Here is a 16,036-nt window from a genome sequence, read left to right on the forward strand (position 1 = left end):
TCCTGGCCCGGGTCAGCGCAGCGCGCGTCCGCGCCAGGTGAGCGTGCCCCGCCGGTGCCCGGCCACCGACCCGGCCAGCAGCACGTCGAGGGCCAGCAGCGACAGCGGGTGCGCCAGGGCGTCGGGCCACACCCGCCCGCCGGTCGCCGCCGCGCTCACCGCGCGGCCGGCCACCCCGGCCAGCCAGCCGGCGAGGCCCGCCCGCGACCCGCGCAGCGCCGCCAGCGGCGGGACGACGCCGACGGCGGTCAGCCCCGCCGCCGCGGCCACCGACGCCGCCGGCGACCCGCCGACCGACGCCCACAGCGACTTGCCGTAGCCCTCCCGCATCGCCGCCCAGCCGTCGTACATCCGGCACTCGGCCAGCGCCGCGCCCGCCGCCGGCACCGCCCGCCCGCCGGACCGCTTGACCGCCCGCGCCAGCGCGACGTCCTCCACCACCTCCGCGCGCACCGCCGCGTGCCCGCGGGCGCGCAGGTAGCCGCGGCGGGTCAGCGCGAGGAACTGGCCGTTGGCCGCGGTCAGCGACGGCCGCGGCGAGCGCTCGGCCACCCGCAGCGGCAGCGTGGTCATCCACAGCCACGGCGACAGCGGCTGCACCAGCCGCTCGGCGAGGGTGCCCGCCACCGGCCGCGGCCACGGCGAGACCAGGTCCAGGCCGTGTGCCTCGAGCAGCCAGGCGGCGGCGGCCAGCGCGTCGGGCGCCACCCGGACGTCGGCGTCGAGGAAGACCAGCACGCCGTCGTCGGTGACGGTCTGCGCGCCCACCCAGCAGGCGTGCGGCTTGCCCAGCCAGCCCTCCGGCGGGTCCCCGGCCGGGACCAGCCGCACCCGCGGGTCGCCGGTGCCGCGGACGACGGCGGCGGTGCCGTCGGTGGAGCCGTCGTCGACGACGACCACCCGCAGGTCCGGGACGCCGGCCGAGGCCAGCACCGCGGCCAGGCAGTCGCCGACCTGCGCCTCCTCGTCGCGCACCGGCAGCACCACGGTGACCGGCCGGGTCGCCTCCGGCGGGTCGGCCGGCGGGCGGCGCAGCAGGGCGGCGTTGACCGCGGCGTGCGCGGCGCCGGCGACCGCCAGGCCGGACAGGACCCGGACGACCGCGCCGCTCACCGGCGGCGGGCCTGCACCGCGAGCACGGCGGCGACGACGGCGGTCAGCGCCGCGCCCCACGCCGCCGAGCCGGGCAGGTCCAGCCAGACGGCGTGCGCGAGCGCCCCGCCGGCCACCATCCAGGCGACGACCAGCAGCGGCGCGGCGTCGACGGGGACCGTCGGGGGGACGACGAGCTCGAGCAGCGCCATGAGCACCAGCCCGGCCAGCAGCCAGCCGGCGAGGTTGGTCAGCGGCACGGTGTCGATGCCGGGCAGCCCCGGGGTGGGGTGCGCCCAGGTCCAGTAGCCGGCCTGCACCAGCTGCGGGTCCAGGACGACGTCCCAGCCGGCGAACACCGCCGCGGCGACGGCGACCCGCGCGGCCCGCCGCCGGCCCGGCCGCACCCGGCGGGTGAGCAGCCCGGCGAGCACGCGGCTCGGCCAGGCCATCATCAGCCAGGCCAGCGGCACGAGGAACGGCACGCCGAGCAGCGTCGGGCCCAGCGCGTCGCTGTAGGAGTAGGTGCCGTAGGGGACGCCGGTGGCCAGCCCGACCGACTCGAACGCGACCGCGGTGACCGCCACCAGCCCGAGCACCGCGGCGCCGGCGCGCGCGCCGTGCGCGACGGCGGCCGAGGTCACCGACACCGCCGAGCCGAGCAGCACGATCGTCCAGGACACCGCGTCGCGGGCGGCGCCGTCGGTGAGCGGGTAGGCGACCGCGGCCAGCACCAGCAGCACGGCGAGGGCCAGCGGCAGCCGGGCGGGCGCGGGTGCCCGCCGGAGCGCCGCCGTCGCCGTGCTCACCGGGCCGCCCGCGCGAGCCGCCCCGCCGCCGCCCGGGCGCGGGCGAGCGGCCGACGGCCGGCGAGCACCACCCGGGCCGCCGTCCGGCCGGAGTTGCCCGACACCCCGCCGCCGGGGTGGGTGGAGGCCCCGGCCAGGTACAGCCCGGCCAGGCCCGGCACCCGGTAGCCGGCCAGGGCCGGCGTCGGGCGCAGCGAGAACATGCTGGCCAGGCCCATCTCCACGTGCATGACGTTGCCACGCAGCAGGGACAGCTCGCGTTCCAGCAGCACCGGCGTCTGGACGTACACGTCCTGCACCGAGGCGGCGAAGCCGGGGGCGTACCGGTCGACGGCGGCCACCAGCCGCTGCGCCTCCGCGTCGGCGAGGGCGTCCCAGTCGCCGCCGTCGGCGAGCGCGTAGGGGTACCACTGGCCCCACACGGTGACCACGTGCCGCCCGGGCGGGGCGAGGGTGTCGTCGCTGGCGGAGAAGGACATCGCCAGCGGCACCGGCTCGCGGGGCAGCCGGCCGCCCAGCCAGTCGCCGTGCGCGGCGGCCAGCTGCGCGCGGTCGGTGCACAGCAGCTGCAGGCCCTGCGCCGACACGGCCGGGTCGACGCCGGGGTAGGCCGGCAGCGCGTCGGTGAGGCAGCGCAGCACCAGGCCGAAGCCGTTGCCCACCGGCGGGGCGGCGTCGGCCAGCGCCGGCGGGGCGTGGTCGCCGGCGAGGTCGCGGGTGGCCAGCACGTGGCAGGCGGCGACGACGACCGGGGCCGCGATCCGCCGTCCGGAGACCGTCTCGACGCCGGTCACGCGGCCGCCGTCGACGAGCAGCCGCGCGGCGCCGTCGCCGAGGACGACCCGGCCGCCGTCGGCCTCCAGCCGGCGCCGGAGCGCCTGGGTGAGCCCGCCGGACCCGCCCACCGGGTGGCCCGGCGGGGTGTCGTGCAGCAGCGCCACCCAGGCGACCATCGCCGCGGTGCCCGGCTCGCTCATCGGCGGGCCGGACTGCGCGCCGAACCAGGCCAGCGCCGCCTTGAGCCGCTCGCTGCCGAACCAGCGGTCCAGCAGCGCGTCGCCGGAGCCGAGGAACTCGGCGGCGAGGTCGCCGCCGGGGGTGCGCGGGGCGTCGCCGGACGGGGCGCCCAGCGGCCAGAACGCGCGGGCCAGGCCCAGCGGGGTGGGCCGGCGGCCGAAGGAGTCGACGACGGCGCGGCTGCGCGGCCCCCACACGCCGACGAACCGGCGGTAGGCGTCGGCGTCGTCGGGCCCACAGGCGGCGGCGATCGAGGCGCAGGTGGCGTCGAGGTCGACGGAGAACACCAGCGGGCGGCCGTCCGGGCCGGGGTCACCGGGCGCCGGGGCGGGCGCGAAGCCCCACGGGTCGCAGTCCACGTAGCGCAGGCCGTGGGCGGCGAGGTCGAGCTCCTCGACGACCCCGCTGTGTCGGACGATCACGTGCGCGCTGGAGCCGCGGTCGACCCGGACGCCGGGCCAGCGCTCCACGGTGGACACCGCCCCGCCGAGGACGTCGTCGCGCTCGACCACCTCGACGGCCAGCCCGGCGCGCGCCAGGTAGCAGGCGGCGACCAGCCCGTTGTGGCCGGCGCCGACGACGACGGCGTCGACGGCCCGGTCCGGCTCCCGCACGCTCAGGTGCCGGGTACCGGCCGCAGCGGCAGCCGGGCGCCGAGGATGGCGAAGGGCCGGGCGTCCCCGGGGAAGTGGTGGCCGCGGGCGAGGTCGACGAACCCGTCGGCGTGGTACAGCCGGAACGCCTTGGTGTCGGCGTCCGGGGTGGACAGCAGCGCGACCGGCGCGTCCACGCCCTCGACCAGCGCGTGCAGCAGCCGCCGGCCCAGCCCGCGGCTCTGCGCCTCGGGGTGCACGTGCAGCTCGCACACCTCGAACGCGCCGGGCAGCCAGCGCTTGGCGGTGCGCCGGTCCAGCGCCGCGCGCACCTGGTCGTGCCACCACTGGCCGGGGGCGACGAGGTAGCCGTAGCCGAAGCCGACCAGCTGCTCGCCGTCCGGGGTCGCGGCGAAGGCCCCGACGGCGCGGAAGCCGGGGCGCTCGGTGTGCTGGACGGCGTAGCCGTAGCGGCCGGCGACCACCGAGGCGTCATAGCCCATCGCCTCGCCGTAGATGGCCAGCGCCTCGTGCATGTGCTCGCGCAGCCAGCCTGCGGGCAGTTCGGTCACCCGCGTCGCGGGCGTCGTGCCGGTCACGGGGTTCTCCTCGTTCACGGGCCCACCGCGGCGGGGTGGGGAGCGGCGGCCGGACCGTCGGCGGTCGGGCCGCTCCCGACCTCGGCGGGGGTGCCGGCGGTCAGTCGCAGCAGCTCGTCGTAGCTGGTGGGGAAGACGGCGGACGGGTGGCCCGCAGCGGCCCACACCTGGTCGTACCGGGCCAGCTCGACGTCGACGAGGGTGCCGATCGGCGCCGGGTGGCCGACCGGGGCGACCCCGCCGATCGGCTGGCCGGTGTGCGCGCGGACGAAGGCGGCCGAGGCGCGCTCCACGCGGGGCACGCCGAGCAGGGCGGCCACCTTCGCGACGTCGACCCGGTGCGCGCCGCTGGTCAGCACGAGCAGCGGCTGCCCGCCGACGTCGAACACCAGGCTGTTGGCGATGGCCCCGACCGGGACGCCGAGCTGTGCGGCGGCCGCGGCGGCGGTGTGCGCGCCGTCGGCGAGCTCGTGGACCCGCCCGGTGGCGCCGGCCCCGGCGAGCAGGCCGGCGATCGCGGCCACCCGGGGGTGGGCGGGTCGGCTCATGCGCTGATCCTGCCACCGCTGTCGTACCCCCGCCGTACCGTCCGGCACGCGGGCGGGAGGGGCTCCTCCCGGGGGAGGACGCGGGAGCGCGTCCGGCTTGACGGGACCGGCGCGGTCGGGTCTACTCGAGGTGTTCGAACACACGTTCGAACAGGTCGGCCACCGCCCCGGGACCTTCCCCGCCCGGGCGGTGGGCAGACCGTCGAGACGCGGCACGGGGTGGGGAGACGGGCATGAGCCGGGTGCTGGGTGACGTCGGCGAGCGGGCCGGCGAGGAGGTGCAGGTCGAGCGCGGTCCGCTCGGGCCGGCGCAGTTCTGGCGCGGGCAGGGCCGCTACGTCGTCGGCGAGCTGCTCGACTCGTGGGTCGAGACCGCGCCGTGGTGGCAGCGGGCCGCCGGCACCCCCGGCGGCGCCTCGGCCGACCTGGTCGCCCCCCGGGAGGTGTTCCGGGTGGAGGCGCTGCGGGCCGGCCGCTCGCGGATGAGCTTCGCCGGGGTCTACGACCTGTGCTGGGACGCCGCGGACAACCGCTGGTCTCTCGTGCGGGTGCACGACTGATGGGCGCCGCGCACGCCATGGCCCAGCAGCTTCCCCTGCCCCCGCCGCTCCCGGCGGCCGCGGGCCAGTTGCTGGACCAGGCCACCCGGGCCCTGGCCGAGGCCCGGCACGCCCCCGACGCGTGCCGCCGCTACGCCACCGCGCACCTGGCGGCGCTGCGGGCCGCCGCGGGCGTGCTGGCCGCCCGCACCCGGCCGGAGAGCGGCCGCCGCCGGCCGCGCAGCGCCTGGGTGCTGCTCGAGCAGGTCGCCCCCGAGCTGGGGGAGTGGGCCACCTTCTTCGCCGCCGGCGCGGCCAAGCGCGCCGCGGCCGAGGCCGGGCTGTCCCGCGCGGTCACCGAGCGCGAGGCCGACGACCTGGTCCGCGACGCCGGGACCTTCCTCGCCGTGGTCGAGGAGCTGCTGGCCACCACGCCCGAGCCGGCGCCCCGGCCGCGCGTGGTCGGCGGCACCGCCCACCGTCCCGCCCGCGGGCGGTGAGCGGGGACCCCTTCGTCCACCTGCACGTCGCCTCCGGCTACTCCCTGCGGTACGGGGCCAACCACCCGGCCGACCTGGTCGCGCGCGCCGCCGAGCACGGCATGACGGCGCTGGCCCTGACCGACCGCGACGGTCTCTACGGCACGGTCAAGTTCGCGCTGGCCTGCCGGTCGGCCGGGCTGCGGCCGGTCTTCGGCGTCGACCTCGCGGTCGCGCCGACGGTGGACACCACCGTGCCGCCGGCGCGGGCGCACGTGCTGGGCGAGGACGAGTTCTCCCTGCGCCGCACCGGGCGCGCCCCCGCGCGGCCGGCGCCGGCGCGGCGCCACCCGGTGCGGGGCGGCGCCGGTGTCGACCCGCGGCTGCCGCGGGTCACCTTCCTCGCCCGCGACGGCGCCGGCTGGCGCTCGCTGTGCCGGCTGACCAGCGCCACGCACCTGCGCGGCACCCGCGGCGAGCCGGTGGCCTCGCTCGCGCTGGCCGCCGAGCACGCGCCCGGGCTGGTCGCGGTGCTGGGGCCGGACTCGCCGGTGGGCCGGGCGCTCGCGGCCGGGCGGGCCGACGTCGCCTCCGCGCGGCTGGACGCCTGGCGGTCGGTGTTCGGCCCGGGCTCGCTGGTGCTGGAGGTGGTGCACCACCGCGGCCGGGGCGACCGCTCCCGCGCCCAGCGGCTGCTGCGCTTCGCCGACGAGGAGGGCGTGCCGGCGGTGCTCACCAACGCCGTCCGCTACGTCGACGCCCTCGACGCGCCCACCGCCGACGTCCTCGACGCCTCCCGGCGGCTGGTCGCCCTCGACACGCGGCACGTCGACCGGCGCACCGCCGAGGGCTACCTCAAGTCGGGCAAGGAGATGGCCGAGGTCGCCGCGGACCTCGCCGGCCCCGACCGCGACGCCGCGCTGCGGCTGACCGAGCGCACCGCCCGGCTGGCCGAGCAGTGCGCCGTCGACGTCCGCGAGGACCTCGGCATCGGCACCGTGCGCTATCCCGAGCTCGACGTCGTCACCGCGCCCGGCGAGCAGGGGATGGACCCCTCCGAGGTGCTGCGCGCCCGCTGCGAGGCCGGGCTCGGCCGGCGCGGGATGGCCCGCACGGCGCGGGTGACCCGGCGGCTCGAGGAGGAGCTCGCCGTCATCGACTCCCTCGGCTACCCGTCCTACTTCCTCACCGTCGCCGACGTCGTCGACCTCATCAGGGGCCTGCGGGTCCGGGCGGCCGCGCGCGGGTCGGGCGCGGGCAGCCTGGTCACCTACCTGCTCGGCATCTCCGACGTCGACCCGATCCGCTACGGCCTGCTGATGGAGCGGTTCCTCTCCCCGCTGCGCCACCAGCTGCCCGACATCGACATCGACGTGGAGTCCGCCCGGCGGATGGAGGTCTACGACGCGGTCCTCGACCGCTTCGGCGCCCACCGGGTCAGCTGCATCTCGATGATGGACACCTACCGGGTGCGGCACGCCATCCGCGACGTCGGCGCCGCGCTCGGCCTGCCGCCGGCCGAGATCGACGCCGTCGCCAAGGCCTTCCCGCACGTCCGGGCCAACCAGGTGCACGCCGCGCTGCGCGACCTGCCGGAGCTGCGGGCCAGCCGGATGGGCTCCCGGCGCGGCGGCGGCACCGGCGACCTCGACCTGCTGTTCGACCTGGTCGCCCGGCTCGACGGCCTGCCCCGGCACATCGCGCTGCACCCGTGCGGCGTGCTGCTGTCCGACGCCACGCTGCTCGACCGCACGCCGGTGGAGGGCAGCTACCTCGGCTACCCGATGAGCCAGTTCGACAAGGACGACGTCGAGGAGCTCGGGCTGCTCAAGCTCGACCTGCTCGGCATCCGGATGCAGTCGGCGATCGCGCACGCCCTCGACGAGGTGGCCCGGGTCGACGACACCGCCGTCGACATCGACGCCGTCCCGCGCGACGACCCGACGACCTTCGAGCTCATCCGCAGCACCCGGACCCTCGGCATGTTCCAGATCGAGTCGCCGGGGCAGCGCGAGCTGGTCGGCAAGTTCGGGCCGGAGACGTTCGAGGACATCGTCATCGACATCTCGCTGTTCCGGCCCGGGCCGGTGAAGAGCGACATGGTGACGCCGTTCCTGCTGGCCCGGAACGGCTGGCAGGACCCGGTCTACCCGCACGAGGACCTCGCGCCGTTCCTGCGGGAGACCGCCGGCGTCGTCGTCTTCCACGAGCAGGTGCTGCAGATCGTGGCGCAGATGACCGGCTGCGACCTGGCCCAGGCCGACGAGGCGCGCCGGGCGCTGGGGGACAGGGAGCTGCACCCGGAGGTGCGGGCCTGGTTCGTGCCCGAGGCGCTGCGGCGCTACCCGCTCGACGTCGTGGAGGAGGTGTGGGAGGTGCTCGTCGCCTTCGGCTCGTTCGGGTTCTGCAAGGCGCACGCGGCCGCGTTCGCGCTCCCCACCTACCAGTCGGCGTGGCTGAAGACCCACCACCCGGCGGCCTTCCTCGCCGGGGTGCTCACCCACGACCCGGGCATGTACCCGAAGCGGCTGATCCTCGACGACGCCCGCAACTTCGGGATCCGGGTGCTGGGCCTCGACGTCAACGCCTCGACCGGCACCTACCGGGTGGAGCGGCTGGCGCCGGAGGACCGGCGGGAGGACTGGCGGCGGCCGGAGTGGATGCCCGCGGCGATGCCCGACCCGTCGGCCTACGGGATCCGGCTGTCGCTCACCGACGTCAAGGGGATCGGCGAGGACGAGGTGGAGCGGATCGTCGCCGGGCAGCCCTACCGGTCGCTGACCGACTTCTGGTCGCGGGCCGCGGTGTCCCGGCCGGTGGTCGAGCGGCTGGTGCTCGCCGGCGGGTTCGACTCGCTCTACGGGTTCGGTGTCCGCGACCGCGAGGCCGGCCGGCCCACCCGCTCCCGCCGGTCGGTGACCCGCCGCGACCTGCTGCTGCAGATCAGCGAGCTGGACCGGTGGAGCCGCAGCGGGGCGAGGGCCGGGGCGGTGGGGCAGCTCAGCCTGGACCTGCTGGGCCTGGAGTCCGCGGAGGAGGCCGGCCCGGAGGAGTCCGGTCCGGTGGAGACCGGCCCGGGGTGGGGCGGGGGGTCCGGGCTGCCGGAGTTCACCGACGCCGAGCTGGTGCGCGCCGAGCTGGAGGTGCTCGGGCTGGACGCCAGCCGGCACGTCGTCGACTTCTACCGGCCGTTCCTCTCGGCGATCGGCGCGGTGCCGGCGGGGGAGCTGCTCGGCGCCCGCAGCCACGCCGAGGTGCTGGTGGCCGGGGTCAAGGTGGCCACCCAGACCCCGCCGATCCGGTCGGGGCGCCGGGTGGTGTTCGTGACCCTCGACGACGGCACCGGCTGCACCGACTCGACCTTCTTCGAGGACGTGCAGGGCCCCTACGCGGCGACGGTGTTCCACTCCTGGCTGCTGGTGATCCGCGGGGTGCTGCGGCGCACCGGCCCGCGCGGGGTGTCGATCCGGGCCACCGGCGCCTGGGAGCTGCCCGCGCTGTACGAGGCCTGGGAGACCGGCGGCCTGGCCGCGGTGGCCGAGCACATGGCCGCGCCGGGGGAGTACACCGACCAGGCCATCGCCGGGGCGGCGGCCTCGCACGGCTCGCGGCCCGTGGTGGTCAAGCCGGTGCTCGTGCACCCGACCGGCTTCCGGATGTCGCCGTACGCGGACGTCAGGCCCGCCGGGGCCGACGCCGCGACCGCCGCCCGCCGCGCCGCGGCACAACGGAGCGCCGCCGCGACGTCGAGGGGTGCCGCCGCAGCCGCCCCGCGCAAGCTCTGGCACTCCAGCCCGGGCAGCTCGGGTCACTAGAGGACTCTCGGGTCACTAGAGGACTCCTGTACCCCGGTGGCCCGTTCTCCCCGCCGAAACGAGCCACCGGGGTACGGCGGTGCCGCCCCGCACCGGCTCGCCCGCCCCGATCCGGCCCGCCAGCCCGGACGCGACCGCTGCGCCAGGGCCGGCCGATCGGGGACCGGCTCACCGACGGCGGCGAGGAGGCGCCCTGCGGCCGGCTCGAGGACCGCTTCGGCGTCTCCTGGCCGGTCGTGCCCGTCCGGCTGCTGGAGCTGCAGGCCGACCCCGACCCGACCGGCGGCAGCGCGCGGTCGAGGCGATGTCCACCATGCGCACGATCGTCATCGCCGATCTCGGGCGGGCCGCCGACCCGGTCTCCGCCTGGACGGGAAACCGGCGCCGCCCCGCCACTAGGGTCGGACGGGTGACCGCCCCCGCACCGTCCACCGGCGAACAGCTGCCCGTCCGGACCGCCGCGGTCTGGGCCGCGCTCGACCCGCTGGCCGGCGCGGGGACCCCGCTGCGCGTCCTCGACGTCGGCGGCGGCAGCGGCGTCTTCGCCGTCCCGCTGGCCCGCCGCGGCCACGAGGTCACCGTCGTCGACCCCAGCGCCGACGCGCTGGCCACCCTAGGGCGCCGGGCGCAGACCGCCGGGGTCGGCGACCGGGTCCGCGGCCTGCAGGGCGACGGCGACCTGCTGCACGAGCTGCCGCTGGGCAGTGACGGTCCCGACGGCGGCTACGACCTCGCGCTGTGCCACGCGGTGCTCGAGGTGGTCGACGACCCCGCCACCACCCTCGGCGAGATCACCCGCGCGCTGCGCCCCGGCGGCCACGTGAGCGTGGCGACCGCCAACCGGGCCGGCGCCGTCCTCGCCCGCGCGCTGGGCGGCCACCCCAAGGAGGCGCTGGCCCTGCTCGAGGACCGCGACCCCGCCCCGGGCCGCACCCGCCCCGCCCGCCGCCGGTTCGGCTCCGAGGACCTGCTCGCGCTGCTGCGGAACGCCGGGCTCGAGCCGGAGGAGTGGCGCGGCGTCGCCGTCGTCGCCGACCTGCTCGACGCGAGCTCCGGCGCCGACCCGGAGGCCGTCCGCCGCCTCGAGCTCGCGCTCGCCGGCACCTCGCCCTACCGCGACGTCGCCGCCGGCCTGCACGTCCTGGCCCGCCGCCCGTGACGGCGCTGCCCTCGGACCTCGTCCGCCCCGCCTACGGCGCGGCCAGCCTCGCCGACGTCCTGCCCGGCGCGGCCGCCGCGCTGGGGGTCGGCGTCGACCGCGGCGGCCTGCCCGCCGACCCGCTCGGCCTCACCGCCGCGCTGGCCGGCGCCCGCCGGGTGGCGGTCCTGCTCGTCGACGGCCTCGGCGCGCACCTCCTGCGCGCGCACGCGCAGCTCGCCCCGGCCCTCGCCGCCCTGGCCACGCCCGCCGGTGACCTCGCCGCCCCGTGCCCGAGCACCACGCCGGTCAGCCTGGCCACGCTCGGCACCGGCGTCCCCCCGGGCGGGCACGGCGTCCTCGGCTTCGTCACCGCCGTCCCCGGCGAGGACCGGCTGCTCAACCACGTCCAGTGGGGCGACGACCCCGACCCCCGCGACTGGCAGCCCCGCCCGACGGTCTTCGAGCAGGCCGCGGCCGCCGGCCTGCCGGTCACCGCGGTCGCCCCCTACGCCTACGCGGGCTCCGGCCTCACCACCGCCGTGTACCGGGGCGCGGCCTACGCGGGCACGGTCAGCGCCGGCGACCTCGCCGCGGTGCTGCTGCGGTCGCTGGCCGCCACCCCCACCGGGCTGGTCTACGGCTACACCCCCGAGCTCGACCTCACCGGGCACGTGCGCGGGGTCGACTCCGAGAGCTGGCGGGTGCAGCTCACGCTGGTCGACCGGGTGGTCGAGCAGGTGGTCGCCGGCCTGCCCGACGACGCCGCCCTGCTGGTCACCGCCGACCACGGCATGCTCGACGTCCCCGCCGGCACCCGCGTCGACGTCGACGACGAGCCCGCCCTGCTCGACGGCGTCGCGCTGCTGGCCGGCGAGCCCCGCGCCCGCTACGTGCACACCGTCCCGGGCGCCGCCGCCGACGTCCTCGACGCCTGGCGCGGGGTGCTCGGCGACCGGGCCTGGGTGGCCGGGCGGGAGGAGGCGGTCGCCAGCGGGGTGTTCGGCGCCGTCGGCGAGGGGATGGCCGCCCGCATCGGCGACGTCGTCGCGCTCGCCCGCGGCCCGTGGGCGGTCACCGCGTCGGCCACCGAGCCGGGGCCGAGCCGGCTGGCCGCCTACCACGGGTCGCTCACCGACGCCGAGGTCGCGATCCCGCTGCTGCTCGCCCGCGGCCGCGCGCTCGCCTAGCGGTTCAGCGGACCGGGGACACCGACAGCGCCGTCCACGTGCGCGGGTGCGCCGCGTGCACCGCCCGGCAGGTCAGCTGCGCCGCCTCGGCCGCGGGCCGGCTCTCCACCCGCACCACGACGTCGCCGTCCGCGCCGCCGAGCACCACCTCGAACCGCTCGACGCCGTCGGCGTCCTCCGCCGCGGTGGTGGCCAGCCGCCGGGAGCCGCGCACCGGCAGGTCGTCGACGCCGAGCAGCCCGAGCCGCTCCCGCGCGGCCTGCTGGGCGGCCTGCGCCGGCAGCGGCAGCCCGGCCCGCCCGCGCAGCCACGGCAGGGCCACCTCGCCGCGCGCGTGCGCGGCGACCAGGTCGGCGCCGTCGCCGGGCACCTGCCCGTAGGCGAACCCGTGCGGCAGCACCAGCACGTTGGAGGCGAACCGGCAGCCGCCGAGGTGGCTGCACTCCCAGACGTCGGCGGGCGCGGGCATCGCCGCGGCCAGCGGCCGGCCGCGCAGCGCGCAGCAGGCGTCGTGCTGCCCGTGCGTGCACACCAGGTACGCCGGCCGGTCGGCGCGCTCGCCGACCGAGCCGTCCCAGGGCGCCTCGACCAGGTCGGCGTCGTCGGCGCGGGTCGACCACCACAGGCCCTCGCGGCCCGGGCGGCCGTCGGCGTAGGCCCAGCGGCGCCCGGAGTCCGCGGCCCGGTCGCCGGGCCGGCGGACCAGCAGCACCCGCACGCCCTCGGCGCGGGCGCGCGCGCCCAGCCGGGCGGTCACCTCCGGGTCGATGCGGGAGCCGGTCAGCGCGTCCCGGCCCCACGGGCCCGGCTGCTCGACGAGCAGCCAGCGCTGCGCCGGCCCGGCCGTGGCCACCGGGGAGTCCTCCCGGACCAGGGCCGTGACCGAGCAGCGGGTGGCGTCGAGCCGGCCGGCACGAGCGGGGGCGGTCACCCGGGAGGAGGCGACGGGGTCACGACCCGGTCCCGAGGGCGTCGGCACGCTCCCCATCGTCCCCGCCGGCGCCGGGCGCCGGGGCGCCCGGTCCGTGCGGTCCCGGCTCGGGGGCGGTGGCCGGGACGCCGTCGACCCCGTGCGCGCCCTGCACCGCCGCGTCGGCGACCAGCGCGATCGACTCGGTGACCAGCCGGCGGGCGAGGACGAGCCGGTCGTCGGCATCGAGGCCGGCCAGGTCGGCGACCTTGAGCTCGCCGGCCGCCAGCAGCCCCTCCAGCGCGGCGCGGGTCGAGGCGGGGAACTCCAGCCGGCGGCGGCCGGCCAGCAGCGCCACCCGCTCGCCCTCGGCGGTGGCCGGGGCGTCCCGCAACGCGCAGCGCAGCCGGCGGCGCAGCCGCAGCACGGTGTCCGGGGTCAGCGCCGCGGCCGCGGTGGCCTGCGCCAGCGGCGCCACCGGCTCGGGGCGCACCTGCGACCAGGTCCGCGAGCGCAGCCGCTCGGCGACCTCGCCGGGGTCCACCCGGCCCAGCCACTCCTGCAGCGCGGTCACGACCGTGGCGACGTCGTCGCGGACCGACGCCGGGTCGGACAGGTCCAGGCCCAGCGGCAGGGCGCGGCGCAGCTCCCGGTCCTCGGCGGCCAGCACCCGCACCAGGTCCAGCGCGGACTCGGCCGCGGCCCAGCGGGTCACCGAGTGCACGCCGATGGTCAGGTGCGCGCTGGTCTGCCCGAGCGCGACCGCCGAGTGCAGGTAGCCGCGCGGCAGGTAGAGGGCGTCGCCCGGGCGCAGCACGGCGTCGACCACCGGCTCGCGCTCCGCGGCGGCGGCCACCGCGGCGGCCCGGTCGTTCCACGGCTGGGTGCGCAGCGGCTCCTCGAGCACCGGCTCGTGGATGGTCCAGTGCTTCTCGCCGGCGACCTGCAGCACGAAGACGTCGTGGACGTCGTAGTGCGGGCTGAACCCGCGCGAGGACGGCGGCGTGACGTAGGCGTTGACCTGCGTGGGGTGCCCCAGGTCGGCGGCGAGCTGGTCGGCGAACTCGACCAGCGGCGGCCAGAGCCGGTGCAGGCCCTGCAGGACGACGGTGCTGCCGTCGGCGAACAGTCGCAGCACGGCGTCGGAGGAGACCTGGTCGGCCACCTCGGCGCCGGCGCCACCGGAGGTGGTGAACCGCTTCGGGTCGACGACGGCGCCGTCCTTGGCGATCCGCAGGAACGGCGTGCGCAGGCCGCGCCGCGACAGCAGCTCGTCGACGTCGGTCAGCGTCAGCAGGTCGGTGAACGACTCCCCGGTGTCCTCGGCGCGGGCGAGCAGCGGGCGGCGGGACCAGTACTGCTCGGCGAAGACCGCGGGGTCGAGGTGCGTGCACCGGCGCAGGGCCGGGCGGGCGTCAGCCCCGCCCGGCCCCGCGACGGCCGGGTCCTGGCTCAGGCCGAACCGTCCGCGCCACCGTCGGCGCCGCCGTCGGCACCGCCGTCCGAGCCACCGTCCGAGCCACCGTCCGAGCCACCGCCCGCCGCGCCGCCGTCGGCCGGGCCGTGACCGGCACCGCCGTCGGCGCCGCCGTCCGCGCCACCGTCGGCGCCGCCATCAGCACCGCCGTCGGCACCGCCGTCGGCGCCGCCCCCGGCCGCGCCGCCGTCGGCCGGGCCGTGGCCCGCGCCGCTGTCGGCACCGCCGTCCGCGCCGCCGTCGTGCTGGCCGGGCGTGCCCTCGCCGGCACCGCTGTCGGCCGGACCCTCCGTGCTGGTCATGTCGTCGTCGTCGAGCGCCATCGGGCTCCTCCGGGATCCGGGTCGGGACCGTCCGCCGGACGGCGGTCGGGCGTGTCCCACCTACCTCGCCCGTGTGCCGGTCACACATGCGCCGACCAGCGAGTTCCCCGTGCGCCGGGACACGCCGGGGACGGCGCGCCGTCCCCCGCGGAGGGCCGCTAGTCTCCGAACAGGTGTTCGATCGGGGAGGTCGCGTGCGGTCGTCGGGCGGACGTGCCGAGGGGTGCACGGTGCTGCACGTCGACATGGACGCGTTCTTCGCCAGCGTCGAGGTGCGCCGGCGCCCCGAGCTCGCCGGCACGCCGGTCATCGTCGGCGGCGCGGGCAACCGCGGGGTGGTCACCTCGGCCACCTACGAGGCCCGCGCGTACGGCGTGCACGCCGCCATGCCGACGGCGCGGGCGCTGCGGCTGTGCCCGACGGCGACCGTGCTGCCGGGCGACATGGCGCTGTACGCCGAGGTGTCCCGGGCGGTCATGGCGCTGTTCCGGTCGGTGACCCCTCTGGTGGAGCCGCTGAGCCTGGACGAGGCCTTCCTCGACGTGGGCGGGGCCGGGCGCCGACTGGGCGACGCCGCCGAGATCGGGGAGTACCTGCGCGCCCGCGTCTTCGACGAGCAGGGCATCACCTGCTCCGTCGGCGTGGCCGGCACCAAGTTCGTGGCCAAGCTCGCCTCCACCCGCGCCAAGCCCGACGGGCTGCTCGTCGTCCGCCCGGCCGAGGTCATCGACTTCCTGCACCCGCTGCCGGTCGGCGCGCTGTGGGGCGTGGGCGCGAAGACCGAGCAGGTGCTGCTGCGGCTCGGGCTGCGCACCGTCGGCGACCTCGCGCACGTCCCGGCGCGCACCCTGCAGCGGGCGCTCGGCCCCGCCGCCGGCGCCCACCTGCACGAGCTGGCCTGGGGCCGCGACCCCCGCCGGGTGGTGCCCGACGAGCCGGAGCGCTCGACCGGGCACGAGGAGACCTTCCCCACCGACGTCGACGACCCCGCCGTGGTCCACCGGGAGCTGCTGCGGCTGGCCGAGCGGACGGCGGCCCGGCTGCGCGCGGGCGGCTGGCTGACCCGCACGGTGAGCATCAAGGTCCGCTTCGCCGACTTCACCACCATCACCCGCAGCCGCACCCTCGGCGTCCCCACCGACGTCGGGCAGGACGTGTACGAGACCGCGCGGGCCCTGTTCGACGCGCTCGGGCTGGACCGGGCGCGGATCCGGCTGGTCGGCGTGCGGGCCGAGCGGCTGGTCCCGGCCGGCCAGGCGCCCCGGCAGCTCGAGCTCGGCGCCCGCGAGCACGGCCGGCGCGACGCCGAGCTCGCCGCCGACCGGGCGGCCCGCCGGTTCGGCGCCGGCGCGGTGCGGCCGGCCACGCTGCTGCACCGCGACGGCGACCGCCGGGTGCGCTGAGACGGCCCCCGGGGACCCCCCGTGGGGGTGGTCACGACGGCGGTGCGGCGGGTCGCCGCGCACTCGCCTTTCGCACCCCGCCGACGGCTCGTATCCTCGGTGTC

General features: G+C 78.5%; 14 protein-coding genes. 6 read left to right on the top strand and 8 right to left on the bottom strand.

Annotated elements, in window-relative coordinates; all coding sequences use genetic code 11:
* Window positions 1-12: 12 nt before the first annotated feature.
* Genes ACI8AR_RS03520 through ACI8AR_RS03540 form a run of 5 tightly spaced genes read right to left on the bottom strand, consistent with a single transcriptional unit; the run spans window position 13 to window position 4,658 of the window.
* Window positions 13-1,113: a glycosyltransferase gene (locus tag ACI8AR_RS03520; protein WP_457049742.1), complete on the bottom strand. Its 1,101-nt coding sequence runs from the start codon at window positions 1,111-1,113 to the stop codon at window positions 13-15.
* The gene (locus ACI8AR_RS03525) at window positions 1,110-1,901 is read right to left on the bottom strand and encodes a carotenoid biosynthesis protein (protein WP_457049743.1); all 792 of its coding nucleotides are present in this window, start codon (window positions 1,899-1,901) and stop codon (window positions 1,110-1,112) included. Before ACI8AR_RS03525 ends, ACI8AR_RS03520 begins: the two co-directional genes overlap by 4 nt.
* Complete coding sequence (locus tag ACI8AR_RS03530) at window positions 1,898-3,532, bottom strand: phytoene desaturase family protein (protein WP_457049744.1); 1,635 nt, start codon at window positions 3,530-3,532, stop codon at window positions 1,898-1,900. The genes ACI8AR_RS03525 and ACI8AR_RS03530 overlap by 4 nt, the downstream gene beginning before the upstream one ends.
* 2 nt (window positions 3,533-3,534) lie before the next feature.
* Entirely contained in the window at window positions 3,535-4,110 is a 576-nt protein-coding gene (locus ACI8AR_RS03535) for a GNAT family N-acetyltransferase (RefSeq protein WP_457049745.1), read from the bottom strand.
* 14 nt (window positions 4,111-4,124) lie between these two features.
* A complete protein-coding gene (locus ACI8AR_RS03540; RefSeq protein WP_457049746.1) occupies window positions 4,125-4,658 on the bottom strand; it encodes a YbaK/EbsC family protein in 534 nt (177 codons plus the stop codon).
* A gap of 233 nt (window positions 4,659-4,891) precedes the next feature.
* Between ACI8AR_RS03540 and ACI8AR_RS03545 the strand changes: the two genes are divergently transcribed.
* The 5 genes from ACI8AR_RS03545 to ACI8AR_RS03565 all read left to right on the top strand — a co-directional run bounded on the left by ACI8AR_RS03545 (window position 4,892) and on the right by ACI8AR_RS03565 (window position 11,819).
* Window positions 4,892-5,218 carry a DUF6504 family protein gene (locus tag ACI8AR_RS03545; protein WP_456937937.1) on the top strand — a complete coding sequence of 109 codons (327 nt, stop codon included), beginning with the start codon at window positions 4,892-4,894 and terminating at the stop codon, window positions 5,216-5,218.
* Window positions 5,218-5,697 (top strand): SAV_6107 family HEPN domain-containing protein, encoded by a 480-nt coding sequence (locus ACI8AR_RS03550; protein ID WP_456926631.1) that lies wholly within the window; start codon window positions 5,218-5,220, stop codon window positions 5,695-5,697. The genes ACI8AR_RS03545 and ACI8AR_RS03550 overlap by 1 nt, the downstream gene beginning before the upstream one ends.
* On the top strand, window positions 5,694-9,491 hold the full coding sequence (locus ACI8AR_RS03555) for a DNA polymerase III subunit alpha (protein WP_457049747.1): 3,798 nt from the start codon (window positions 5,694-5,696) through the stop codon (window positions 9,489-9,491). The genes ACI8AR_RS03550 and ACI8AR_RS03555 overlap by 4 nt, the downstream gene beginning before the upstream one ends.
* Before the next feature lie 409 nt (window positions 9,492-9,900).
* Complete coding sequence (locus ACI8AR_RS03560; protein ID WP_456937933.1) at window positions 9,901-10,650, top strand: class I SAM-dependent methyltransferase; 750 nt, start codon at window positions 9,901-9,903, stop codon at window positions 10,648-10,650.
* On the top strand, window positions 10,647-11,819 hold the full coding sequence (locus tag ACI8AR_RS03565) for an alkaline phosphatase family protein (RefSeq protein WP_457049748.1): 1,173 nt from the start codon (window positions 10,647-10,649) through the stop codon (window positions 11,817-11,819). The genes ACI8AR_RS03560 and ACI8AR_RS03565 overlap by 4 nt, the downstream gene beginning before the upstream one ends.
* Before the next feature lie 4 nt (window positions 11,820-11,823).
* Here ACI8AR_RS03565 and ACI8AR_RS03570 read toward each other — a convergent pair whose 3' ends face one another.
* The 3 genes from ACI8AR_RS03570 to ACI8AR_RS03580 form a co-directional block, all read right to left on the bottom strand.
* Complete coding sequence (locus ACI8AR_RS03570) at window positions 11,824-12,750, bottom strand: sucrase ferredoxin (protein WP_457049749.1); 927 nt, start codon at window positions 12,748-12,750, stop codon at window positions 11,824-11,826.
* A gap of 19 nt (window positions 12,751-12,769) precedes the next feature.
* Window positions 12,770-13,894 carry a cupin domain-containing protein gene (locus tag ACI8AR_RS03575; protein WP_457049750.1) on the bottom strand — a complete coding sequence of 375 codons (1,125 nt, stop codon included), beginning with the start codon at window positions 13,892-13,894 and terminating at the stop codon, window positions 12,770-12,772.
* A gap of 287 nt (window positions 13,895-14,181) precedes the next feature.
* Window positions 14,182-14,529 (bottom strand): BatC protein, encoded by a 348-nt coding sequence (locus tag ACI8AR_RS03580; protein ID WP_457049751.1) that lies wholly within the window; start codon window positions 14,527-14,529, stop codon window positions 14,182-14,184.
* 230 nt (window positions 14,530-14,759) lie between these two features.
* On the opposite strand from ACI8AR_RS03580, the gene dinB reads away from it, so the two are divergent.
* Entirely contained in the window at window positions 14,760-15,932 is a 1,173-nt protein-coding gene (gene dinB, locus ACI8AR_RS03585) for a DNA polymerase IV (protein WP_457049752.1), read from the top strand.
* The last annotated feature ends 104 nt before the right edge of the window (window positions 15,933-16,036 follow it).

The sequence above is a fragment of the Geodermatophilus sp. SYSU D01036 genome (assembly GCF_054050435.1).